At 42.6% G+C, this 25,134-nt stretch carries 20 protein-coding genes; 9 read left to right on the top strand and 11 right to left on the bottom strand.

Going from position 1 to position 25,134, the window contains the following annotated elements:
- Positions 1 to 53 precede the first annotated feature (53 nt).
- Positions 54 to 1,694, bottom strand: coding sequence for a tetratricopeptide repeat-containing response regulator (locus OZ660_RS10120; RefSeq protein WP_274743409.1), 1,641 nt, complete (start codon positions 1,692 to 1,694; stop codon positions 54 to 56).
- A 136-nt stretch (positions 1,695 to 1,830) separates the two neighbouring features.
- Here OZ660_RS10120 and OZ660_RS10115 point away from each other — a divergent pair, with 136 nt between their 5' ends.
- The 3 genes from OZ660_RS10115 (at position 1,831) to OZ660_RS10105 (ending at position 3,843) form a co-directional block, all read left to right on the top strand.
- Positions 1,831 to 2,397: a VC2046/SO_2500 family protein gene (locus tag OZ660_RS10115; protein ID WP_274743408.1), complete on the top strand. Its 567-nt coding sequence runs from the start codon at positions 1,831 to 1,833 to the stop codon at positions 2,395 to 2,397.
- A 149-nt stretch (positions 2,398 to 2,546) separates the two neighbouring features.
- Positions 2,547 to 3,542 carry an oxygen-dependent tRNA uridine(34) hydroxylase TrhO gene (gene trhO, locus OZ660_RS10110; protein ID WP_274743407.1) on the top strand — a complete coding sequence of 332 codons (996 nt, stop codon included), beginning with the start codon at positions 2,547 to 2,549 and terminating at the stop codon, positions 3,540 to 3,542.
- A 58-nt stretch (positions 3,543 to 3,600) separates the two neighbouring features.
- Positions 3,601 to 3,843, top strand: a complete 243-nt coding sequence (locus OZ660_RS10105; protein ID WP_159624429.1) for an EF-hand domain-containing protein — start codon at positions 3,601 to 3,603, stop codon at positions 3,841 to 3,843.
- 131 nt (positions 3,844 to 3,974) lie between these two features.
- Here the strand turns inward: OZ660_RS10105 and OZ660_RS10100 are convergent, their stop codons facing one another.
- From OZ660_RS10100 to OZ660_RS10090, 3 genes are all read right to left on the bottom strand, one after another.
- Entirely contained in the window at positions 3,975 to 5,315 is a 1,341-nt protein-coding gene (locus OZ660_RS10100) for a DEAD/DEAH box helicase (RefSeq protein ID WP_274743406.1), read from the bottom strand.
- 93 nt (positions 5,316 to 5,408) lie between these two features.
- Positions 5,409 to 6,062, bottom strand: coding sequence for a CoA transferase subunit B (locus OZ660_RS10095; RefSeq protein WP_202261474.1), 654 nt, complete (start codon positions 6,060 to 6,062; stop codon positions 5,409 to 5,411).
- On the bottom strand, positions 6,062 to 6,769 hold the full coding sequence (locus OZ660_RS10090; protein WP_159624431.1) for a CoA transferase subunit A: 708 nt from the start codon (positions 6,767 to 6,769) through the stop codon (positions 6,062 to 6,064). The genes OZ660_RS10095 and OZ660_RS10090 overlap by 1 nt, the downstream gene beginning before the upstream one ends.
- A gap of 104 nt (positions 6,770 to 6,873) precedes the next feature.
- On the opposite strand from OZ660_RS10090, the gene OZ660_RS10085 reads away from it, so the two are divergent.
- A complete protein-coding gene (locus OZ660_RS10085; RefSeq protein WP_274743405.1) occupies positions 6,874 to 7,761 on the top strand; it encodes a LysR family transcriptional regulator in 888 nt (295 codons plus the stop codon).
- Between the two features lie 66 nt (positions 7,762 to 7,827).
- Here the strand turns inward: OZ660_RS10085 and OZ660_RS10080 are convergent, their stop codons facing one another.
- The 3 genes from OZ660_RS10080 to OZ660_RS10070 form a co-directional block, all read right to left on the bottom strand.
- A complete protein-coding gene (locus OZ660_RS10080; protein WP_274743404.1) occupies positions 7,828 to 8,655 on the bottom strand; it encodes a substrate-binding periplasmic protein in 828 nt (275 codons plus the stop codon).
- Between the two features lie 36 nt (positions 8,656 to 8,691).
- Positions 8,692 to 9,450 (bottom strand): hypothetical protein, encoded by a 759-nt coding sequence (locus OZ660_RS10075; protein WP_274743403.1) that lies wholly within the window; start codon positions 9,448 to 9,450, stop codon positions 8,692 to 8,694.
- Positions 9,451 to 9,546: 96 nt separating this feature from the next.
- Complete coding sequence (locus tag OZ660_RS10070) at positions 9,547 to 10,248, bottom strand: sensor histidine kinase (protein WP_226434501.1); 702 nt, start codon at positions 10,246 to 10,248, stop codon at positions 9,547 to 9,549.
- A gap of 207 nt (positions 10,249 to 10,455) precedes the next feature.
- Between OZ660_RS10070 and cysB the strand changes: the two genes are divergently transcribed.
- Entirely contained in the window at positions 10,456 to 11,430 is a 975-nt protein-coding gene (gene cysB / locus OZ660_RS10065; protein ID WP_039220248.1) for an HTH-type transcriptional regulator CysB, read from the top strand.
- A 70-nt stretch (positions 11,431 to 11,500) separates the two neighbouring features.
- Here cysB and OZ660_RS10060 read toward each other — a convergent pair whose 3' ends face one another.
- The 3 genes from OZ660_RS10060 to pabB form a co-directional block, all read right to left on the bottom strand.
- Positions 11,501 to 12,874, bottom strand: a complete 1,374-nt coding sequence (locus OZ660_RS10060; protein ID WP_202261465.1) for an L-serine ammonia-lyase — start codon at positions 12,872 to 12,874, stop codon at positions 11,501 to 11,503.
- 145 nt (positions 12,875 to 13,019) lie between these two features.
- Positions 13,020 to 13,592: a CoA pyrophosphatase gene (locus OZ660_RS10055; RefSeq protein ID WP_274743402.1), complete on the bottom strand. Its 573-nt coding sequence runs from the start codon at positions 13,590 to 13,592 to the stop codon at positions 13,020 to 13,022.
- A 22-nt stretch (positions 13,593 to 13,614) separates the two neighbouring features.
- Positions 13,615 to 15,048 carry an aminodeoxychorismate synthase component I gene (pabB, locus tag OZ660_RS10050; RefSeq protein WP_274743401.1) on the bottom strand — a complete coding sequence of 478 codons (1,434 nt, stop codon included), beginning with the start codon at positions 15,046 to 15,048 and terminating at the stop codon, positions 13,615 to 13,617.
- A gap of 230 nt (positions 15,049 to 15,278) precedes the next feature.
- Between pabB and OZ660_RS10045 the strand changes: the two genes are divergently transcribed.
- Together OZ660_RS10045 and rmuC are read left to right on the top strand one after the other, a co-directional pair.
- Positions 15,279 to 16,808: a fumarate hydratase gene (locus OZ660_RS10045; protein ID WP_274743400.1), complete on the top strand. Its 1,530-nt coding sequence runs from the start codon at positions 15,279 to 15,281 to the stop codon at positions 16,806 to 16,808.
- Positions 16,809 to 16,934: 126 nt separating this feature from the next.
- Positions 16,935 to 18,323, top strand: coding sequence for a DNA recombination protein RmuC (rmuC, locus tag OZ660_RS10040; RefSeq protein ID WP_274743399.1), 1,389 nt, complete (start codon positions 16,935 to 16,937; stop codon positions 18,321 to 18,323).
- Positions 18,324 to 18,451: 128 nt separating this feature from the next.
- Here rmuC and OZ660_RS10035 read toward each other — a convergent pair whose 3' ends face one another.
- Positions 18,452 to 22,423 carry a S8 family serine peptidase gene (locus OZ660_RS10035; RefSeq protein ID WP_274743398.1) on the bottom strand — a complete coding sequence of 1,324 codons (3,972 nt, stop codon included), beginning with the start codon at positions 22,421 to 22,423 and terminating at the stop codon, positions 18,452 to 18,454.
- Between the two features lie 546 nt (positions 22,424 to 22,969).
- Here OZ660_RS10035 and OZ660_RS10030 point away from each other — a divergent pair.
- Both OZ660_RS10030 and OZ660_RS10025 read left to right on the top strand, forming a co-directional pair.
- Positions 22,970 to 24,157 carry a thiamine pyrophosphate-dependent dehydrogenase E1 component subunit alpha gene (locus OZ660_RS10030; RefSeq protein WP_274743397.1) on the top strand — a complete coding sequence of 396 codons (1,188 nt, stop codon included), beginning with the start codon at positions 22,970 to 22,972 and terminating at the stop codon, positions 24,155 to 24,157.
- The gene (locus tag OZ660_RS10025; RefSeq protein WP_202265804.1) at positions 24,157 to 25,134 is read left to right on the top strand and encodes an alpha-ketoacid dehydrogenase subunit beta; all 978 of its coding nucleotides are present in this window, start codon (positions 24,157 to 24,159) and stop codon (positions 25,132 to 25,134) included. Before OZ660_RS10030 ends, OZ660_RS10025 begins: the two co-directional genes overlap by 1 nt.

Below are 25,134 nucleotides of genomic sequence, written 5' to 3'. Positions count from 1 at the left end.
AATAGTAATTAAACTAGCAAATAAAAATCACAGTTGAAAAAAACAATTACCGCTTAAAACCCAATATATTTAGACAACTCTTCTCTTAGATTAATGTATTTTTCTTGGTAGGGTGGCTTCAAATTCATATCATCAATCAGCTTAAAAAGGCGTTTACATTCGTTGATGATTTTCATTTCGACTTTGTCTTGCGTTTTGGCAATTTGCAGTAAGCATTGCAGCAGGTTTAGTGATACGCCAGTATTAACAGGGGCATAGCCTTGGGCTAGAGCAAACGATGCTTTGGCTCTTTCGTAATCTTGTTTCTGATAATGCTGAATACCTTCTCTATTGAACTGTTGATAATTAGCGAGGTTTTGTTGCGCTTTCTTTTCTTGCTCGCTAAGCATGGAGCTACTATTGGCATCTAGCTTGTCTTGTCTACCTTCTAATATCTTAGACAGTTCAAGTGCGTCATCATATTCGCCAAGTTTGTACATTACATTAATGCTATCTGGAATAAACGCAGTCGGTAGTTCAGGGTATTTATTTTCAAGAGCTATTTGAGAATCTGATAGATGTCGTTTGGCATCAATGAGTTTTCCATCAATGGCGCTGACTCTTGCATTTACAATTTTTCCGAATATCTCAACATCGAACTCCCTGTCTATACGTTGTAAATGTTCATCAAATTTACCGCGTTGTAGAGTGAGAAGTGCTTCTTGTTGGTACTTGTTTCGCTGTTTCTTATCGTCGGAAAATTCTGCAACATCTAGCATTGCGCGGATAATACCGCACCAATGAAGGCTATTTTGATACACAGTACGTTTTGATAAATCCCAAATCGCTTGGCTTGAACTTGCTGCTAATACCAAATCCTGATTGGCCCGCGCTATATTGCAGGCCTGAAAGTGGCGCGTAAGCGAGAAAGGCGATAACTTTATCGCTTCTTTGATCGCTTCTATAGCCGCTTCGCCTTGCTTTAGCGCTTGATTTGCCTGAGCGATGATATCGTGGGCATCTGCATTAAAGCGGTTCTTCTTTATAATGCGTTTTGCTATGGAAATAGCTTTCTCGTTTTGCTCAAGTTGTAGATACGTTTTACCTAGTGCTACCTGAGCCCACAGAACGGGTTTTCCATTTATATAGTCTTGTAACACATCAAGCGCTTTAGATGGTTCGTTTATTTGCCAATAAAGTTCGATAAGTAGTTGTTCACAATGACCTTTGTAATGTGATGGAGAGGCTAGCAGTTCTTCAATATGGTCTATTGCTGCATTATATTCTTGTTGTTCTATTAGGCGATAAGCCTCTTTAAGAAACTGACGCTTTTGCCAGGCTCTTATGATGCGAGACTTAAGTTGAACCTGAGAAAAAGGTTTAATCAAAAAGTCATCGGGGCGTCTGTCAATTGAACCTAAAACCACAGGTCTTGCGCTATCTGCACTAATCAGTACAAAAACGGATGTTGGGTTAATCAGTCGTCTTGTGCGGAGTTCTTCTATAAGTTCGTAGCCATTCTTGTTGTCGGCACCAAGGTGAAGATCACAAACTATGATGTCGAATTTATGCTTCTTACATAGGGAAACGGCTTGTTCTGCAGACGATTTTGTAACGACATCGGATACACCCATAGAATGCATGAGCCCTTTCAACAACAGCAGGAATGGGCGTTGATCTTCAACAATCAAAACTTGTTTGTTACTAAATTGCATTTCCAATCCATGAATGGGTATCGCTTATAGCAGTATGATTATCTATTACGCGATAGAGAGCAATAATAAGCTCAAGAAAAACATTATCTTGCCGACAACCTAAGTATAAATTTGTACGTGATAAACGCCAGATATAATGTCAGCAGAAGAGTTAAAGACAAATAACACACCCCCAATAGACCCAAGTCTATTTTGGGAGTCTAGCGGTATTCTGTCTAAGGCGACTTCTCAAGGCGCTCTATTTTCACTTTATTTAGCCATGCAACAACATGCATTGGCAGAACCCATTCACATCAATAGTGCCGATACACTTAACGACAATAAACGCGGTAGTATCGATTCAACGCTTGATGCCCTAAATCACTACCCAAAGGCCAAACTTGAGGCAACGCCAAGTGATTGGAAAAACATGTCTGTTTTGTCGGAATTAATGAAAACAGACATTGCAACCGCAAGGTTGTTTCACGTTATGAACCCTCAACCACTTGCGCAAACTAACAACAAATTGCGACTACCAGATGATGTAATAGATAACTGTAGCTATGGTACTCAAAAGCGAGTAACTAAAGCGTATTCTAGTACACTAGATGAAGATAACGCGATGCTGTTTGATGTTGTCGAACAAAGCCACGCGTTTAATGAAAGTCACGCGTTTAATGACAACTTAACGTCCCGCCGCTGGGATGAATCTGTTGTTGCATAAATTATCATTTACCCATCATTACTTTGACTGATGCTAATTGCCAAAAGGCATAAACCAGCACTGACGTAGATTTGTTACTCTTAATCTGCTATATTGCGCGCCGCATTTTTGCACTGGTCTTACGCTCCAATCAGCAAAGGTTTAAAAACATGTCAAAATATATTGTATGTGCGATGTATAAATTCGTTGCACTTGAAAATTTCAAAGAAATGCGTCAGCCGCTTCTAGAGGCGATGGAAAGTAACGGCATTAAAGGTACGTTATTACTTGCTCATGAAGGTATCAATGGCACGGTATCTGGCACGCGCGAAGGTATTGATGCGCTACTTGCGTATTTAAACAATGATACTCGAATTAATCCTATTTCTTTTAAAGAATCACTTCACGATGAACAGCCGTTTTATCGTACTAAGGTAAAACTGAAAAAAGAAATCGTAACCATGGGTGTTGAAGGTATCAACCCGCGCAAAACGGTGGGTACCTACGTGAAGCCAAAAGATTGGAATGCGCTTATCAGCGATCCGGACGTTACCGTTATTGATACACGTAACGGTTATGAAATTGAAATTGGTACATTCAAAAACGCCATTGACCCGAAAACGGAAACATTTAGAGAGTTCCCTGAGTACGTGTCAAAAGAACTAGATCCAGCGAAAAATAAGAAAGTTGCCATGTTCTGTACAGGCGGTATTCGCTGTGAAAAATCTACTGCCTATCTAAAAGAGCAGGGGTTTGAAGAGGTTTATCACCTTGAAGGTGGAATTCTTCAGTATCTTGAAGACGTGCCAAAAGAAGAATCTATGTGGGAAGGCGACTGCTTTGTTTTTGATAATCGCGTTGCGGTTAATCACGACTTAGAAAAAAGCCACTATGAGCAGTGCTATGCTTGCCGTCTGCCTATTACTGAAGAAGACAAACAAAGCGATAAGTATGAAGCTGGCGTAAGCTGTCCACACTGTTATGGCACTCATACAGACGAACAACTTGAGCGTTTCCGCGAGCGTGAAAAGCAGGTACAGCTGGCTAAGGCACGTAAGCAAGAACACGTGGGTACTGAAGCGCGTTTAACCATGGAACAAAAACGTCAAGAGAAAGCGCAAGCTCAGCGTCTACGTGCACTAAAAGCAAAAGAAAATCAGGCATAGACAGTAAGTTAGAAGGGCGTTACACTCGTGTTTATTGCAGTTGAAATAAGGAACGCGAGTGAGCACTCAACTTTCAGAATCTAAAATTGAAGAAATTAGAAAAGACTTCAGCTTTTTTGACCGTGATGGAAATGGTCAAATCGATTTGCCTGAATTCATCGAACTTCTTACGGTGATCTCACCAAAGACAAAAGCGAGCCACGTACAAGAAGGCTTTAAACTCATCGACAGCAACGATGATGGCTTTATTGACTTCGAAGAATTTTTAGAGTGGTGGCAGGAGTGCTGGTGGGAATACTAATTGAGTATTTTCTAGTAGCCATATAGAACTAAAAAGCGAGCTCAGGGCTCGCTTTTTTTGTATTAATTTTTTACGGCAATCGCTGCTTGTTAGCGGTTTTAGCCATTAGTACTTATCACGTAATCCACGGGTTACTCTTCGTCAGCGGTATCTGTGTCGTCTTCCTGTGGCTTTCTTGGTTTGCGTTTTATCGGGACCATACCCACATCTTCACCGCCCATCGTATCGATACGCTTTTTATGCTGTGGTTTAACCGGTTTTGCCACCCGTTTTTTACCTTGCGCGCCAGCTTGTTTGCTCGCTTTTTTCTTTGCTGGAGCAAAGCCTTTAAAAGTAGCGGCATGTTCTGGGTGAGCACTGCACTCTAACGCGTATTGCAAATGGTTTTTAAGTGCTTCAAAGCTCTTCCAATCGCGAGGCCCAACTAAGGAAAATGCTTCGCCTTTTTGTCCTGCGCGGCCAGTACGGCCAATACGATGAATATATTCATCGGCGTTTTTAGGAAGATCAAAATTGACAACTAAGCCTACTTTAGAGAGATCAAGCCCACGTGATGCTAGGTCTGTTGTAACTAAGATACTGTGTTGACCACGCGCAAATGAACTCATAATTGCAGCGCGCTGGTTTTGTGGTAGATCGCCGCGAAGCGCAATAGCTTCTAAACCGTCTTCGTTGAGCAATGCTGCAATGCGGTCAGTATCTTCACGAGTAGCGGTAAACACAATGGCTTGATTGTAAGAACGGTTCGCTAACTCAGCGTGTAATATGGCATCTTTGTTATCGACGTTATCTGCAAAGAAACATTGCTGTTCTATATCGCCGTGCTGGGCAGTTGCATCACCCACAGCAACGCGCACAGCACTTTTCGTTAATTGCCCCGTCATGTGCTTCAACTCAATATTATCGAGTGTGGCAGAGAACAGCATAGTTTGGCGTTTTCGGTGGTCTGCGTAATCGTTTATCATTTTAAGCTGTGCAGCAAACCCCAAATCAAGCATGCGGTCAGCTTCGTCAAAAATCAGCAGCTCCAGACCGTTTAGATATACGCTTTTATCGAGTAGATGGTCAGCTACACGACCCGCTGTGCCAACGATGATATGTGGGTTACGGCGCAGTGCTTTTACTTGATCATTATAATTTTCACCGCCAACAATTAGCGAGCAAGTAAGGTTTAACCCTGTGCACATCGACTTAGCCTCAATAAACACCTGTTTCGCTAATTCGCGAGTTGGCGCTAATATCAACGCGCGCGGGTCTTGACGACTAAGCGCTTTTTGCGACATTAAACGATTGATAGCTGGAACTAAAAAAGCGAAGGTTTTACCTGAGCCTGTTTTTGAAGACGCAATAATATCTTTACCTTGAATAGCCGGTAACATAGTGCGTTCTTGAATTTCGGTGAGCGTTGAAATGTTTTTAGTTTCAAGCTTAGAAATGATTTTATGGTGGACAGGTAAATCGGTAACTTGCAAAGGGATGCCTCTTATAATAACGAATCGGCGCATTATCCCTTAATGATAGACATAATGAAAGAAGAGGGCATAAAGATGCCCTCTAAAATATGATTAAAGTGACATTTCTACCACATTGTCTGGAACAATAAGCTTGCCCGCTGTTTTTTCTTTAATCTCGTCAATACTAACGCCCGGCGCACGCTCTTGTAGTATAAACGCGCCGTCCTGCACGCTAAGTACTGCCAAGTCAGTGATAATCCGTGTGATACAATTTACGCCAGTTAACGGTAAGGTACATTCAGGCAGTAGTTTTGAATTGCCATGCTTGTCAGTGTGAGTCATGGTAACAATGATGTTTTTAGCGCCAGCTACAAGGTCCATAGCTCCGCCCATACCTTTAACCAGTTTACCAGGTATCATCCACGAAGCGATGTTACCGGAAACGTCGACCTCAAACGCGCCAAGTACCGTAAAATCAACGTGGCCACCACGGATCATGGCGAAGCTTTCAGCACTGTTGAAAATGGAGGCGCCGGTAATTGCAGTTACCGTTTCCTTGCCTGCGTTTATCATGTCTGCATCTACTTCTTCTTCAGTAGGGTAACGGCCCATACCTAAAAGGCCATTCTCTGATTGCAACATAACGCTAATATCGTCAGGCACATAGTTGGCGGCCAATGTGGGAATACCTATACCCAAGTTTACGTAGTCGCCATCTTTAAACTCTTGCGCTACGCGCATGGCAATTTGCTCTCTAGTTAGCATTATACTGCCTCCTTGCTTACGATACGTCGTTCAATGCGTTTTTCGAATGAGCCTTTGATAACGCGGTTCACGTAAATTCCCGGCGTGTGAATTTCACTGGGAGATAACTCTCCAGGCTCTACGATTTCCTCCGCTTCTACGATGGTAATTTTGCCTGCAGTAGCTGCCATTGGATTGAAGTTTTGCGCAGTGTGGCGATATACACAGTTACCAAATTTATCGGCTTTCCACGCCTTAACAATGGCAAAGTCACCAGTGATAGCGTGCTCTAGAATATATGGGCGGCCATTAAATTCTTTTACTTCTTTACCTTCGCCAACGGGTGTACCGTAGCCAGTTGCTGTATAAAATGCTGGAATGCCTGCTCCACCTGCTCGCATTTTTTCGGCAAGGGTTCCTTGTGGCGTAAGTTCTACCTCTAACTCACCATTTAATAATTGTTTTTCAAACAAGGCATTTTCGCCCACGTAAGAAGACACCATTTTTGCGATTTGCTTATCTTCAAGCAATAAACCAAGGCCAAAACCGTCTACGCCGCAGTTGTTAGAAACTACGGTTAGACCACTGACGCCCATTGTCTTTATTTGTGCAATTAAGCCTTCTGGAATACCGCAAAGGCCAAAACCGCCGGCAATGACAGTCATGCCATCTTGTAAACCTTTCATTGCTTCATCATATGAAGAAACGACTTTGTTGAAACCTGCCATTCACTCTCTCCAATTTGAATTGTTAACACTAAGTATCAACATTGTTGCTTATTATGTAAAATCGAATTAATCTTGCGATTAATAAATTATATTAATTAATGATTATGGATATTTCCTATCGTCGATTACGCGCGTTTATAGAGGTTGCTAAGTCATCTACGTTCGCCGAAGCCGCTGTAAACTTACATCTAACACAGCCAGCGTTGTCGTCGTCAATTAAAAAAATGGAGCAACAATTAGGTGGCAGGTTGTTTGAACGCAATACCCGCAACGTAAGCCTTACACCAGAAGGTGAATTGCTATTACCTAATGCCATTAGGTTACTTCGAGATTGGGACAATACGTTCTCTGATATGCAGAACTTATTCGCGATGGCAAAAGGACAATTGTCTGTATGTGCTATGCCGTCTTTTGCTGAGTCGCACTTGCCGATATTGCTAGCCCAGTTTCACCGTGCAGCACCGAACGTAAACATACGCGTTATAGATATCGTTATGGAACAAGTGATCAATGAAGTAACAACTGGCCGTTGTGAGTTAGGTTTTTCTTTTGAACCTGAGCGTAAAGACGGTCTTATTTTTGAAAGCCTATTTCAAGACCGATTTGTGGTAGTTGCCAACAAAGAGCAAGCCGCAAAACTTAGCCAAGTGCCACTGTGGCGCGAATGTCTGTCACTGCCACTCGTTATGATGAACCGTGGATCTGCGGTAAGGTCATGGACACAAAATAAGCTACAGCAATATGGCGACATTAATATCGTGGCTGAAACAGGGCAATTGTCTACCCTAGGCAAGCTTATTAAACATGGGCTTGGGATTTCGATCATGCCGTCATTGTGTGAAACGCAAATGAAAAGTTTGGGCTTAGTGGTACTGCCTATTGAAACAGATCCATTGATAAAACGTATAGGGCTTATCCGAAATGCCAGAAAAGGATTGTCGGTTTCGGCTCAAAAACTGTGGGATTTGTGTGTGGCTTATTACGGTGATTAGTTAAAAGACTTAATGGGAAGCTCAATCTCAGAGCATCAGGTTTAAATACGTGGACAAATACCCTTGTTACTCTTCTAACAATTGCCTTTCAAGCCATTTGTTTTTGTAATGCTCTATGGCAAATTCTACTTCTCCATTGTCGACCTTAAGCTGTAAACGTTTATCAAATTCATCGATTATTGCGGTGCAAGCAGAGCGCTTGCTAAAACCGTGATGTACGACGGCATTGTTAGTTTCGAACACTATTTCAAACTGAGAGAGCATTTTGTTAGTCTGAAGAAATGCGTTCGCAGTTTGCTTGCCAATAACAAAATAATCGGTTCTACCCCGTGCAAGAAGCTCGAAATTTTCCCGTAGCCCTTTAACCTCAACGACATCTTGAACCGACAAGAATGCATCAATGTGCTCGCCGTGATTATCTCCAGCATTTACAGAGCCAATCAATCCATCCAACGCATCGAGGGATTGAATAGGTTGAGTTTCAGCAGATGCTTTTTGGTAAACGGCAACAGGGTTGCTGTAGAAATGGGCGTTTGTGTAGTGAAGGAACTGCTCACGTTCGTTGGTTTTTTTTAACGCGGGTATTAGGTCGATATGACCAGCATAGGCTTGTTGGAGTACACGTTTCCAAGGCCCAACATAGTCCGAACGCCACGCTATACCCATCTCGTTTAGAATTTGCCCGGTAATGTCGATAGAGGCGCCTATAATCTCGCCGTCTTGCTCCCAGTGAAAAGGCGCATAATCAGGATGGGCTGAAATGATGACTTCATCACAAGCATTGCTGAGGTGCTCGCTATCAATTAGTGCAACTGTCTTAAAAGTGCAAAAGAATAGAGTAAGCAATAAAAAGAGGCGAGGGGGTAATGCAGAACCAATTAAGTGTTTATACATATCGGCGTCCTTACCCCTTACAAAATTAGCGTTACGCTACCATTTCTTTTTCGGTGCGAAGAGTTCGTCTAATTCGTCGCGCTCTTCTGCTTGTTTCTTAGCGCGATCTTTTTCATTAACACTTTTAAGATTACTTTGTATCTCATAGAGCCATTCTTTTATCGTCGCCAGTCGTGAACTTGAATATTCATCTTGAGGTGTCTGATTTTCTAACGCCGCTTTGGCTTTTTCAAAATACTGCCTAGCAGAACCTAGCATGTTGGTTTGAAGGGCCGCTCTACCACGTTTCACCAGAGTTTCCACATTCACTTTAAGCTGAAGCCTTTCTAAATGCTTGTCTTCTTCTAAAAAAACTTTCGAATCAATTTGCCCTTTACTGTGTTCGGCTCGAATGATGACCCTCAGTTTTTTCACCGCCTGTATGTATTGAATAATAACTTTATCGTTGTCGGGAAGCGAGAATTCAGTTGACGCCGGAGAATTGTCAGATAGCGCCGTAGCAGCGGCTTGCTCAGTACTTGATATGCGCTGCTTTAACTCTGCTGTACTTGCCAATTCGTTCATTGTTTTCAATGAATTAAGAATGCGATTGTGAAGAATTCCCATAAGGCGAGACGACACTGGCATATTCACGCTAGCCGCAATAACATTTTCTGTCTCATCTACAATCGTCCGTTGCTTGGCTAGCTCAGCACGGCGCTCAGCTTCCTGTTTTTGCCTATGTTGCTGCATTGCGTTAATAAATATTGCTGCAATAAGCAAAACAACAATCAGGATTATGATAATCACGTACATGCGCGTGTTCCGTCTCTTTTATGCTTTTATTATAACGTTCATAGAAGTATGTGCGTAAAACGTTATTTTGTCTTCATTTATTATTATCGGTCAATACTACGGTATTTTTACTTCAAATACACTTCCACCGTAAACCCCACCGTTACTTAGCGCTATCGTGCCTGTTTTATCGCCCTGAGAATGTGCCTTAGCGATTAATTTGGCAAAAAACAATCCTAGTCCAGTGCGTCCTTGACTCAATTCAAAATCGGCCAATTGCTCGTGGCTTCTTGTCAGCATATCGCTAGGATATCCGCTACCATCGTCTTCAACTTTTAGCTGTAGAAAGCCATCATAATCAGCAGCAGACACTTTTATCTTTGATGTACCGTAACGCATGGCATTAATAATTGCGTCATTAAGCAAAAGGTAAATTAATTCTTCATCGAGATACCAGCGTAACTCTGATTCTATTTCTATCTCGATATTTATGTGTTTTTGATTTGTATAAAGCGTATTAGAACCTATAACGTCTTCAACGAGATCTTGGATGAAACACTCATCGACAGTGATAGGTAAACTTTCGAGTTCTGCTCGATACAACGACAGAATTTGTACCAGGTTGGTATTAAGTCTAGACGCCTCGTAATGGACGTTAGCTACTTGTTCTTGCGCTTCAGTGTTATCTACAGGAAGAACATGGCTAAGTGCTTCAATAGATTGAATAAGTAGAAATAGTGAGTTCTTCATATCATGTACAGCGGCAGCTAGTACCGAAGAGAAGTCGATAGTTGAAGTGACCTGCTTGCTACTCATAATGGTTAATATTATTTCCTGTGCCGTGTACTTTTTATAATGTCTAAGATTACGTAAAAAGGCGAATGATACTGCGATAAAATATTGAGTTTGTGCATATTTTCTACTTTATTATGCAGATTTTGTAATATCAACTAGCAAAAATAAGTGGTTTTGGTTATAACGATGGGAGTATAGTGATAATCCGGCGCAGTAAATGGTGTTTAAAATATGAAACTACAACAACTACGGTATATCGTAGAAGTCCTTAATAATAATCTGAATGTCTCTGCGACAGCTGAAAGTTTGTATACTTCTCAGCCAGGTATTAGCAAGCAAGTAAGAATGCTAGAAGATGAACTTGGCGTTCAGATATTTGGTCGTAGTGGGAAGCACCTAACACACGTTACTGATGCAGGTAATGATGTAATCAATATAGCGCGTGAAATTCTAGCAAAAGTTGAGAGCATTAAGGCAGTTGCGCGAGAGCACACTTTACCAGACCAAGGTAAACTCAATATAGCAACAACGCATACCCAAGCGCGTTACGCGTTACCTGATGTGATCCAAGGCTTCATGGGTAAATACCCTAAAGTATCGTTACATATGCACCAAGGCACGCCGTCTCAGATAAGTGACCTAGCCGCTAAAGGCGAGGCCGATTTCGCTATTGCAACTGAAGCACTGCATCTTTACAACGACTTAGTCATGTTGCCATGCTATCACTGGAATAGAAGTGTCATTGTAAATAAAGATCATCCACTGTCTAAAAAAGGAACGATAGATATTAGTGATATTGCCAAATATCCACTGGTTACCTACGTATTTGGGTTTACTGGGCGTTCGGAGCTGGACCAAGCATTTGAGCGCGCTGGGCTTACGCCTAAAATAGTGTTTACTGCCACCGATGCCGACGTTATCAAAACTTACGTTCGTTTAGGTGTAGGTATTGGCGTTATTGCGTCAATGGCAGTAAGTGAAGAACTTGATGATGATTTAGTTAAAATTGATGCGAGTCATTTGTTCGATTACAGCACGACTAAGATTGGATTTAGAAAAGGCTCGTTTTTACGCAGTTACATGTATGACTTTATTGAGCGTTTTGCGCCACATTTGACCAAAGATAAAGTGGAAAAAGCGATGATGCTTAAAAATAACGAAGAAGTAGAAAAGATGTTTAAAGGTGTAACGCTACCCGTTAAATAACGATAAAATTTAGATTATAAAAAAGGGGCTTAATTGCCCCTTTTTTATAATTTTGGTGGGGACAATTCCCTTAACACTCGATTATGTTTACCGCGAGGCCGCCACGCGCGGTTTCTTTATACTTGGTCTTCATGTCGTTACCGGTATCTCGCATCGTCTTGATAACTTTATCTAGTGATACTTTTTGTTCGCCTGTACCACGCAATGCCAAGCGCGACGCGTTAATTGCCTTAATGGCTCCCATGGCATTTCGCTCAATACAAGGTACTTGTACAAGTCCACCAACTGGGTCACAGGTTAACCCTAAATTGTGCTCCATGCCTATTTCTGCCGCGTTCTCGACCGACGCCGCAGTGCCGCCCATAATTTCAGCAAGAGCTCCAGCTGCCATAGAGCAAGCTACACCTACTTCGCCTTGACAACCTACCTCGGCACCTGAGATAGATGCGTTTTCTTTATACAAAATACCAATCGCACCTGCAGTGAGAAGGAAGCGGCTAGCAACTTCTTCATCGACTGGGCGAATAAATTTGTCGACGTACTGTAAAACCGCGGGAATTATACCCGCTGCGCCATTGGTAGGAGCTGTCACAACACGCCCGCCTGCGGCATTTTCTTCATTAACGGCGAGTGCAAACAAGTTTACCCAATCCATGGTTTGCATAGGATCATTGGTGTGTTCAGTTTGAAGCCTTCTATACAGCCCAGGAGCTCGACGTACGACCTTCAGACCACCAGGAAGAATACCTTCACTTTCGATGCCGCGCTGTATACAGGCTTTCATAACAAGCCAAATATTGTGTAGCTCTTGTTTTACTTCGTGCTTAGGCCTGAATGTAGATTCATTACGTAGCATGAGTGAGCTAATGCTAAGGCCATTTGTTTTACAAAGTGCTAGCAATTCTCCAGCCGTTTTAAATGGGAACGGAACTGATGCTTGCAGACTTGCTGCGTGTGCCTTGGTGGCATCGAAGTCTTCATCTTTAATGATAAAACCACCACCAATGCTGTAATAGGTCTGCTCGGCCAGCAATTCATCTTTGTGATAAACATAAAACGTTAGCGCGTTGGCATGTTTTGGTAGTGTTTTACGACGGTGAAATACAATGGCATTTTTGTTTGGAAAACGAACGGGCTTAGTACCATTTAGCGACAGCATTTCACTGTTGCGCACTTCTTCAAGCTTTGCGTCAATAGTGTCAACGTCTACTTGGTCAGGCAATTCACCTAATAGACCTAAAATTACTGCTTTACCGGTGCCGTGACCAATACCGGTTTGTCCAAGAGAACCAAAAAGCTCTACTTTAACGTGGTCAATTTTATTAAATAGTTCTGGCTGTTGCGCCAACTCACTGGCAAATTCTGCGCCCGCTTTCATAGGGCCGACAGTGTGTGAACTTGAAGGGCCTATACCCACACTGAACATGTCAAATACACTGATCATAGTATTTTCATCATTAAAACGAATTAATAGTAAGATCATGCATCTGAGAGCAAACAACTACAATACAGAAATGCTAATAGTGTGATTAGTTTTGCTAATACGCTGTAAACATTTATTTATAGTGCAGCAATTGGGCGCTATGCCACTAGGGATGAATATGGTGTGAAAGATTGCGAAGCAATGCAGCTGTTGCGCCCCAAATCATTTTGTCTTGCCATGGTATGAAATAAATAGGAAAGGTTTTGTTATTTCTGTGGGTTGTGTGAATCAAGTGATTCTTTCTATTTAAAAGGTGAGCTAGCGGTACTTCAAATGCACTTTCCACTTCGTTTCTGTCTAGTTTGGGCTCAAAGTCTGGGTTAACAAACCCAACAACAGGCGCGATTTCATATCCGCTAATAGTGCGATAGCGAGGCAACATACCGACAATATCTACATTTTTGGGCGGTAAACCAATTTCTTCGTCGGCTTCTCTTAGCGCAGCGTCAAAAAGGCTAGCATCGCTATTCTCAACAGCACCACCGGGAAAGCTTATTTGTCCAGGGTGATGTTTTAGGTGGTAGGCTCGCTCTGTGAGCAAAACACTTAACTTATCACCATAGTCGACAAGGGGAATCAGAACGGCGGCCGGACGACCCGCTTTTCGAAGCGGGTAATCGGGCTCTATGCGCGGAACACGCAAATGGTGAAACTGTGCAATAAATTCTGTTCTTGTCATGTTTTAAGTTACATGTATTAAGCTAATTAGTATTAAGCGACTCTAACACTGGTATTATCTTAGACACTTTATCGAATGTCTCTTGATATTCTTCTTGCGCCACAGAGTCAAGCACAATGCCGCCTCCAGCCCAACAATATAGTGTATTTTTTTCAGCCAGCAATGTACGAATACAGATACTAGAGTCCATATCTTCACGAAAGCCCATATAAAATATACTTCCGCAATAAATGTGTCTTCTATGTGGCTCGAGCTCGTCAATCACTTCCATTGCTCTAATTTTGGGGGCACCGGTAATCGAGCCACCGGGAAAAGCTGATTTAAGTAAAGTTAATGGCGACGTTGACTCATCAAGTTCACCGACCACTGTACTTACTAAGTGGTGCACAGCTTGGTAACTTTCAAGTGCAAACAACGCAGGCACGTTAACAGAGTGTGGTTTACAGTGCTTAGAAATATCGTTACGTAGCAAGTCAACAATCATAAGGTTTTCAGCGCGATCTTTTTCGGCAGATAGCAAACTTTCAGCACTTCGCTTGTCTTTACTTGGGTCGCTAAAACGCGGTCTGGTACCTTTGATTGGCTTTGTTTCGACAACACCATCTTTTACGCGCAAGAACCGTTCTGGCGATATTGAGGCTATGCTGCCAGAGGATGAATTGTAATAGGCTGAAAAGGGCGCGCAGTTTTGTGCTCTTAACTCTTTATACGCATTCCAAAAGCTACCTGTATAAGTTGCTGAAAAGCGCTGTGCCATATTTACTTGATAGCAATCACCAGCACGCAGGTAATCATTAATTTGTGACAAACACTGTGTGTATGCCTCTTTTGTAAGATTAGATTTAAATGGTGATGTTAGTGCAAAATTAGCGCGGTCGTATTGTGCTTCGACAAGAGTTTCAATGTCTGGAATTGTACTTCCGTCGCATGAGCAATAATAAAATGCACCCGTTTTGGTATCTTCGATAAGCGATTGTAAATAAAGACCAACAGAAAAATCAGCGCTTTGGTAATCTGATTGTGAGATTGAAGGAAGATTTTCATAATAGCGACCCGTGTCATAACCCGCCATGCCTGCCACGCCAATGATAAATGGCAACTCGCTTATGTCTTCAGAAGTGTCAACAGTTACACCGTCTAGCTGGCTATGGAGGTACTTTTCTACAGCCTCAAACGGTTTTTCATCCACTATTGTGTTTATATTGCGAATTGGGTCGTGAAGTGAAACGACTCCCTGTTTGGCTTCTACCACCAAAGAGGGGGAGTAAGTCATTATGTTATAGCGTCCGTCACTTTGCGTAGAGCCAGAAGTATCAAGTAACAACGCCCATGGCGTATGCGATATTTTCTGAAATATGTCAGTAAAGCATGCACATTCTGCTGTTTCTGGTATCAGCGAGCATAATTCTTGTTTGGATAAACGAGTAACCTTGATGGTAAACGGCGTGTGTTGCATAAAATGTATTATTTACTTCTTGTCTTTGTTATTCGGTGCTTGTGAAGCGTATATACTGTGTCTATTACTAGCACTCACATTTCACACTGGCGAGATAAAACCATTACTCTGACAAATAGTTAGAATTACGGTTACGCCATTCGTTTTACGTGGTGCGATGTCGCCAGATGCGCTAGTATACGCTTTTTTAGCTAGCTAAGACCACGAAAGCCAAATAAAAAGAGGATGTCATGACCGTTATTCGTCAACAAGACTTCATTGACAGCATTGAAGATGCCCTACAGTTTATTTCTTACTATCACCCTCTAGACTACGTTAAGGCAGTAGAAGAGGCTTACAACAAAGAGCAAAGCCAAGCAGCAAAAGACGCGATGGCACAAATTCTCATTAACTCTCGCATGTCAGCAGAAGGCAAGCGCCCTCTATGCCAAGACACAGGTATTGTTACTTGTTTTGTAAAAGTAGGCATGGGTGTGACATGGGATAAGACCGACATGACTGTGCAAGAAATGGTCGATGAAGGTACACGTCGCGCTTATCTTAATCCAGACAACCCGCTTCGCGCTTCAATCGTTGCAGACCCAGCAGGTGCACGTAAAAATACAAAAGATAATACACCGGCGGTTGTACACATTGACATGGTTGCGGGCGAAAAGATTGAAGTGATGATCGCGGCCAAAGGTGGTGGTTCAGAAAATAAATCAAAAATGGTAATGCTTAACCCAAGCGACGATATTGCTGATTGGGTGGTAAAAACGCTGCCCACTATGGGAGCAGGCTGGTGCCCACCAGGCATGCTGGGAATAGGTATCGGTGGTACTGCAGAAAAAGCAGCAGTGCTTGCTAAAGAAAGCTTAATGGACCCTGTTGATATTCAAGAACTCATTGAACGCGGTCCACAAACTACAGACGAAAAGCTACGTCTTGAGATCTTCGATCGCGTTAACAAGCTTGGTATTGGCGCGCAAGGGCTAGGCGGCCTCACTACCGTTGTTGATGTGAAAATTAAATCGCTTCCAACACACGCTGCGTCTAAGCCTGTTGCAATGATCCCCAATTGTGCAGCGACCCGTCATGCACACTTCTACTTAGATGGCTCTGGTCCTGCTGAATTAACTCCGCCTAAGTTAGAAGATTGGCCAGAAGTGACGTGGGAAGTTAGCGAAAATACCCGTCGCGTAAACCTTGACGACGTCACAAAAGAAGATATTCAAGAGTGGCAAGTGGGTGAGACCGTTTTGCTATCTGGCAAAATGCTAACAGGTCGCGACGCAGCGCATAAACGCATTCAAACTATGATGGAAAATGGTGAAGGTCTCCCTGATGGCGTTGATCTTACCAACCGCTTTATCTACTACGTAGGTCCAGTAGATGCAGTAGGTGATGAAGTTGTAGGGCCAGCAGGTCCAACAACCGCGACACGCATGGATAAGTTTACCGATATGATGCTTGAGAAAACAGGCCTAATTGGCATGATTGGTAAGGCTGAGCGCGGACCTGCAACGGTAGATTCTATAGCGAAACACAAAGCAGTTTATTTGATGGCTGTTGGTGGAGCTGCTTATCTTGTTTCTAAGGCAATCAAAAAATCGCGTGTAGTGGCTTTTGAAGATTTAGGTATGGAAGCAATTTACGAATTTGAAGTAGAAGATATGCCAGTAACAGTCGCAGTAGATAGCACTGGTGCAAATGCCCATAAAAATGGCCCAGCAATTTGGAAGGCAAAAATCGAAGATTTAGATAAATCGTTATCTGAATAACAGTTTATTTACCAGCTATTTAACGTGGCTGTTGAAATAGATTATAAACAGGTACCTTGAGTACCTGTTTTTATTTGTGTTTTTTGTTTATAGTGCTGTACAAAATAACAGTATATCGTTGGCGCTATGATTTTCGAACTTATTCAGTCTTCACCATTAACCATTCTAATTACGCTAGTTGTACTAGTCTTTTTCGGTATTTTTCTGTTGCTACGAAATATGCGACTAGAGAAAAGTAATACTGATAAACAAACAACCATTGATAGCTTATCTACTGAATTAATCACACTTCGCGAAAAGCAAACTCTGTTATCGCAACAAGCAGAGCAGGTGATCACACTTCAACAGGCCAATGAAGAGTTAAAAGATACACTAAACAAAGAGCGTATTTCATTAGCTAAAGCGCATGCACAAAATGATGCGCACCAAAACAGAATACATGCACTGATGGAAGCGCATGAAGATAAGCTTGCTGCGATGACGGCATCAGAGCAGCGCTTACAAACTCAATTTGAAAACTTGGCGAATAAGATTTTTGAAGAAAAGCAACAGCGATATACCCAGCAAACGAAGCAGAATATTGAATCGGTACTCGCGCCATTTAAATCAGAATTAGACAGTTTTAAACGCCAGATTTCTGAGCAACATATTAGAGAAGGGCAAGAGCGAGCGTCGCTTAAAACGGAAATTTTGAGCCTAAAAGCCTTGAACCAAAAGATTACCGAAGAAGCAGCGGCTTTAACCAACGCGCTCAAAGGGGATAATAAAAAGCAAGGCAATTGGGGAGAAGTGGTACTACAACGAATCTTGCAGGAGTCAGGCTTAAGAGAAGGGCATGAATTTGATACGCAAGTGGCAGCCACTTCACAAGAAGGGCGTAGATATCAACCTGATGTTGTCGTTCATTTGCCAAATGAAAAAGACGTTATTATCGATTCGAAAGTGAGTCTTGCTGCGTACGAACGATTTTATAACTGTGAAGACGAAGCACAGCGCGACATTTACCTAACTCAACATGTTGCTTCAATTAAAGGGCATATAAAGGGGTTAGGTGCAAAAGACTATCAATCACTTAAAGGCATTAAGACCCTCGATTATGTGTTGCTATTTATTCCGATTGAGCCTGCTTTCCTATTGGCCGTTGAAGAAGAGCCTGACCTAGTGACGCTAGCTCTTAACAACAACATCATGCTTGTAAGTCCTACCAATTTATTAGTTGCGCTGCGCACAATTAACAATATTTGGCAGTATGAATATCAAAACCAAAACGCCCAACTTATCGCTGAACAAGCGGCTAAGTTGTACGATAAGTTTGTGGGCTTTATCACTGATATGGAAAAGGTAGGTAAGGCTTTAGATGGTGCACAATCCAGTTTTGACAGCGCAATGAATAAGCTTAGTAGCGGACGGGGAAATATTGTAAAACAAATTGAAAAATTCAGAGAGCTTGGCGTTCAACCTAATAAAAAGTTAAATGAGAACATTCAGTCTTTAACAAATAAAAGCGATGATTAATCGTAATCCATATTTGAGCTTACTCACTCTAAGAGAGTATTGCCTACATGTTTGGTGTGATTTGACACAAAAAACAGGTTGAAAAAAAGGCCGCAGTTGCGGCCTTTTTAGTAGCTAAGCTTTATGCATTAAGCACGTTTAGCACGTCTACGTAGGTAGATAGCTGGCGCTAGAAGCAATGCTATCCAGCCCATTGAACCACCGTTTTTGTCTTTTACTTGAATAGTAACGGTCTCGGTTACTGTGTCGATACCGTCTGTTGCAGTCACTGTTACCGCAATGCTAGAGGCTTGCTCATGGCTTGGTGCAGTGTCTGTAATCTTCGTAGTTTGAAGACCATTCATAGTAATAGTAACGTCATCACCGTCAGCGTCAGTAGCAGAAGCGGTAACAGTAAATGTCTTACCTTCATCTACACTTGCTGGTGCGCTGATTGAAATTACTGGCGCGTCTTGTACACCTGCAACTGCAACTGCAACAGTACCTTCGCCAATAGTTTCGCCTTGTACTTCTTCACCTGCATCATTAGTTGTACCCATTACACGTACAGTGTACGTAAATGAATCTTCACCAAAGAAATCAGCGTTAGGTGTATAAGTAACCGTACCATCATCGTTCACTGTTACAGTGCCGTTTTCCGCAGCCGTAACAACTTCAACTGTTGATGGGTCTAGCTCTTCCTTGTCGATAGTAATAGGTGAGAACGTTCTAAAATCACCTGCTAAAGACGACATTGTGAAGTTGTTGATGATAGTGCTATCCATCTCGTTAGCTAGGATGTTCGCAGTAATAGATGCATCCTCATTAACTTGAAGCATATCGTCCATAAGTTCACCAGCTGCAACTACTTCACCCGCATAGCTGATTGATACTTGGTCGCCAGATACAGTAGACAGTACATACTCATCGCCTTCTACAGGAAGTGTACCTTGAAGACCTGCTGAGGTTAGAGAGGCTAGTGTAGTACCAACACTACCTGAAATGTTCTCAGCACCTACAACCGTTGCATATACAGGAGTGTCCATTGGGCCATATACATAGCTTACTTCACCTGATGCATAATCAAACCACAACTGGAAGTTAAACGATGTACCTGGTTCATCCCAGATTTGTGCATTTTCCCACTCAACAACAAAGTGTCCAGTTGTTAGGCTTACTGCATACATACTACCAGTGCCAGCACCACCAGCTAAGTCGAAGTCCGTCCAATAAGGTGCAACTACGTTATTTGGCTCGCTCAAGCTTGGTAAAATCTCGGCAAACGGAGTAGTAGTGTTACCTGAACTTGTGCCTAATGAAACAAAACCATTAGAAGATACTTGCATGGTTGTGTATTCAGTACCTAGGTAAGTAATAGGACGAGGAAGGTCAATTGGAACAGACGCGTCATCACATGAACTCGAACAAGTCAGTGGCGTTACACCAATTGCAGACATAGGTAGGTAACGTGGTAGACCAAAGCCTTCTAGCATGTCGCCAATGGTAGTTGCTGGAGCCATGTTGAATGACGCCGTGTTTAATGCACCTTCCCAAGTGATTTCACGCTTGTCAGCATCATAGGTTACTGGCTCTTGGTTACCATTTTTAACAGCTGATATTGTTGCAGGATTAATGTCGTATTTGTGATCTACAGTACCTTTAATACTAATCAAACCAGTAACGTCAGTATTGTTTGCATACGCTTCAGTAACTACAACTTCACCTTCGCTTGCAATACTCGTACTTACTTCACTATCAAATAAGCTAGGCTCATCGCTGCTTATTGGGAATAGCGCAACAGGGATAAAGTAATCAGTAGTCGTATCGTCTGTATCAGACCAATTGATACCACCGAAAGACCATGAGCCAGTTTCCGCTGTAGAAACGTCAACTGCTACCATAATCTCTGCAGAAGCACCTGCAGGTAGCGTTGCCATATCTGGCGTTACTGTAGCGCTAATCTGCGGGTCATTGAACATTGCAGTCGCATCAACAGTTACGTCTGAATCACTTGTGTTAGTTACTGTGATAGACATTTCACAAGATAGATAGCAGTCGGCATCTACAAGGCTAAGATCGCTATAGGTTAGCTCTACAGTAGTAGCGCGTGGTAAAGCAAGACGACCTGCACCCATGTCAAAGTTATCTGCTGGAGTTAGTGCATCTTCTTTTAGTACATCACGAACAGAAGACGTCACCAATGCACTCTTGATTTGTTGAGCTGACCAATCTGGGTGCATTTGTCTTAGTAGCGCAGCAGCACCAGCAACGTGTGGAGAGGCCATTGACGTACCGTTCTTAAACGAGAAGTTTTCTCCTTCGTGTCCTGGTGCATCTGGTGACTCACCAGAGAAAATACGAGTGCCTGGAGCAGCAAGGTTAGGTTTAAGGAATGTTGGATCGCCACCTGGACCACGAGAGCTGCTTTCGTTCATGATGTCAGCAAGACTGTCTGAAACGACGCGAACAATTTCAGCACCAATAGTAACATTTACTGCTTCATCTGATTCAGATACCAGTGTCGCTAATGCTTGACCAGTCGTTGCAGGAATCATCCACGACGGTACAGTTTGATCAGGGCTCAAACCACCCATTTGGAAAGGCGCTTCACCACGACCGTCTACGTTGTGCACAACAACAGCAATTGCACCTGCTGCCTCTGCGTTAGCAATTTTGTCAACGAAACCACATGTTCCGCGACTTACTAGTGCGATTGCTCCGTCAAAAACAGAGTCATCAGCAAATGGTACACAAGCTTCAACGTTTTCCGATTCAACATCACCAGCATAAACAATTGGAGCAGTCAGGTCACTTTCAACCACAATGTTCGGGTTACCAACAGAGTAAACCGCTGGAATAGTCCCAATCGTAGTGTCACCTTCAACCGTCATTTCATTGGCAAATAAACGGCCTGTAGTTGTGTTTGCAACAGTAATAACGTTGTCATCACAACCAGGGCAGCCAATAGTTGTATCACCTGGACCATCGTTACCTGCTGCAAATACAGTAACAACACCAGCGTCATTCATTGCTTCGAATACACCTGCGTAGAAGCTACTTGGCATACCGCCTGCGCCACCACCCCAAGAGTTGTTTACAATGTCAGCGCCGTCTTCAAGTGATGCTTCAAGCATTGAAAGAAGCATTGAAGATGCACCACTTGAGCTTGCAGGGTTTGCAGGCGTTGCATAAAGACCTTTATACACCATAAGGTACGCAGCTGGTGCAACACCTGAAATTTCAGCTTCTGCGCCATCACGCTCAGCCATAACGCCATAGTTACCAACAGCGGTACCGGCAACGTGAGTACCGTGACCGTTGAAACCTAGAGGGCTCTCATATTCTTCTTCTACTACGTCAAAACCTTCGACAATTTCAGCTGCACGCGCAACAATAAGTTTGTTGTTACAGAAGTCTTCAACCTCTGAGCAGTAATCATCTGTCGGTAGGGTAGCTGCATCTGGTGCAGTGAAGTTTTCACCACTAAACAGTGGGTTTTCAGGGCGGATACCACTATCTACGATAGCTACTTTTACGCCAGCGCCTGCAGTTTCTTTACCGCCAAACTGCTCCCATGTTTCAATTGCCCCGATAAGATCTAAGCTCGCATCCATTTGTGCGTGATGAATCACATCAGGATAAACTGCTTTTACTGTAGAAAGATTAGCTAATTTATCTAAAGCGCTTTTCGAAATAATACCGGCGAAACCATTAAATGCGGTGGTATAAGTCAAGTCAGCTTTAAATGAGCTATCGAAAGCTTTAATGCTTTGAATTACTGCTTGCTGCTTTGATTCTAGAAACGATCTGTATTCTTTTGCAGCATTTGATTTAAAGTCTACTTTTTGACCTTTATGCGCTGAAGCACTGCTAACATTTGGGTTAACACCACTGAATTGCGCCATTGGCACATCGTTTAGCTGAACAATAACACGAACGCTATTCTCGTTAGCTTGAATTGCGTTGGCTAGGATGTTTTTCTTATCGAAAGAAGCTTCAATTGCGTTTTTTTGCTCAACACTGAAACCAGTGATTGAAGTAGAGTCTGAAATTGCTAATGCACCAAAAGCAGATCCTGCCAGTGCGGTAGCAACTACCGTACTTATTAATGTTTTTTTCATAATTATTCTCGTGTGAATAGTTCCCTGGAGTCCAGCTTTTAAACTAGTCGTCCGCAATAAAGGTCATTCGCCTCTTTATTTATGCGGATTATCGCTGTGACTCAGTATTTCTAGCACACTTTTTTACGTTTTGTAATGTGTATTTCTGAATGAAACAAATTACATATTTTGTTACAAATGGTAAGAAATATTCATTTGATATAAGTCTTATTCTTCTTCATTTAATTGATTAAAAATTAATCCAATGATGGTTTTTTGTGCGTTTTCAATGTTATAGATGCGTCGCTTGATAGAAACATATGTTATGAAACAACGCGTTTCATTTATAGATAGAGATGTGATGTTTATCCTATCTATTTATCATATATTTTACATATGCTTTACCTTTTTAGGACGTATATCCTCATTTTTTAACATGCCGTAGTCGTTACATTTCTACTAAGTTCAAAAATACCTATGAATGAGAAGGACACTCCTTCACATCCTCTACTAGCATAGTGGCATCGAAATCATTTGTTTCAGCCCTCATTTATAAGGGGATAAAAAGTGAAAGACAGAAATCATTTGGCCGCAGTAAAAACAACAACTAAGGTCAACATTATCGAGAAAGGGGTAGTTGATATCCCAATGCTACAGATACTTTCTTCAGAGGGTACATTGCTTGACGATGCCGTTGAGCCAGAACTCAACCAAGAAGAAGCATTAAAAATTTACAACACAATGGAATACATTCGTGTTCTTGATGAACGAATGGTCGGTGCGCAGCGCCAAGGTAGAATTAGTTTTTACCTTGCCAGTACTGGGGAAGAAGCTGCATCAGTTGCTAGTGCTGCAGCGCTTTCTGATGACGATATGATTATGTCACAGTACCGCGAGCAGGGGGCACTAGCTTATCGAGGCTACACGACTGACCAATTCATGAATCAAATGTTCAGCAATGAGGCAGATCCTAACAAGGGCCGCCAAATGCCAATTCACTACGGTGATAAGCCGCTTAACTTCATGACAATTTCGTCGCCATTAGGTACACAAATTCCACAAGCGTCTGGCTACGCTTACGGTCAGAAAATGTCAGGCAAAGATGTTGTCACCATATGTTACTTTGGCGAAGGCGCAGCATCTGAGGGCGATTTTCACGCCGGGCTAAATATGGCTGCGGTACTTAATTGCCCTGTTATTTTCTTTTGCCGAAACAACGGTTACGCTATTTCTACGCCTGCTGAAGAGCAATTCGCAGGTGATGGTATTGCATCTCGTGGTCTTGGCTATGGCATTAAAACCATACGGGTTGACGGTAATGACGCGCTTGCGATATATGCCGCTACAAAAGAAGCGCGCCGCATTGCGATAGAGGAAGAATGCCCGGTATTAATTGAAGCTATGACTTACAGGTTAGCTGCGCACTCAACTTCAGATGACCCGACAGGTTACCGTTCACGTGAAGAGGAAGATAAATGGCGTGCTAAAGATCCTATCGCTCGTATGGCTAAATGGTTGAGCGAAAAAGGGTGGTTTGATGAGAAAGACAATAAAGCCAAAGTTGAGAAAGCACGTCAAGACGTACTGGCTTCACTAAAAAGTTGCGAAAAAACAGATGTATGTCCGATAGAAGATATTATTGAAGACGTATACGACACACCGCCTTGGCACTTAAAAGAGCAACTTTCCAACCTTAAAGCACATATCAAAAAGTACCCACAGATGTACCCTAAAACAGCAGGGAGAGTGAAGTAATGGCTAAAATGAATCTATTACAAGCGATCAACAACGCCCTTATTACCGCGATGACTGAAGACGAAAAAGTCATGGTGTTTGGTGAAGATGTTGGGCATTTTGGTGGTGTATTTCGTGCAACAAGTCACCTACAGGAAAAGTTCGGTAAGTCGCGCTGTTTTAATACACCATTGACTGAACAAGGTATTATCGGTTTCGCAAATGGTCTAGCGTCGCAAGGCTCAGTGCCGGTTGCAGAAATTCAGTTTGGTGATTATATCTTTCCCGCCTTTGATCAAATCGTAAATGAAACCGCTAAGTGGCGGTACCGTTCAGGTGGTCAATTTGACGTTGGCACATTAACTATCCGTACACCTTATGGTGGCGGAATCGCTGGCGGGCATTACCATAGCCAGTCACCAGAGGCTTTTTTCGCCCATTGCCCAGGTCTGAAAATCGTCATTCCTCGCGACCCGTATCAAGCTAAAGGTTTGTTGTTGGCCTCTATCCGCGACAAAAACCCGGTTCTTTTCATGGAGCCCAAAAGGTTATATCGCGCCTCTGTGGCCGATGTGCCTGAAGACGATTATGAATTGCCACTAGGTAAGGCAGATGTTGTTCAAGAAGGTAATGACATTACGTTACTTGGATGGGGCGCTCAAATCGAAATACTCCAAAAAGCCGCTGAGATGGCATTAGAAGATGGTGTGTCTTGCGAGATTATAGATTTACGCAGCATTCTTCCTTGGGATGTTGAGTCTGTAATGCAATCAGTTATGAAAACGGGGCGTCTTCTTATTAACCATGAAGCACCGCTAACAGGCGGCTTTGCAAGTGAAATTGCCGCTACTATTCAAGAGCGTTGCTTTTTGTACTTAGAAGCGCCCATTGCACGTGTGTGTGGCCTAGATACACCATATCCATTGGCGCATGAGAAAGAATACATGCCTGATGAAACTAAAACATACGAAGCTATCAAGCGTACGTTGCATTACTAA

The organism is Alteromonas sp. 009811495 (assembly GCF_028865455.1).
GTDB lineage: Bacteria > Pseudomonadota > Gammaproteobacteria > Enterobacterales > Alteromonadaceae > Alteromonas.
The sequence above is the reverse complement of the archived record's forward strand: the minus strand, read 5'-3'. Positions and strand labels throughout refer to the sequence as shown.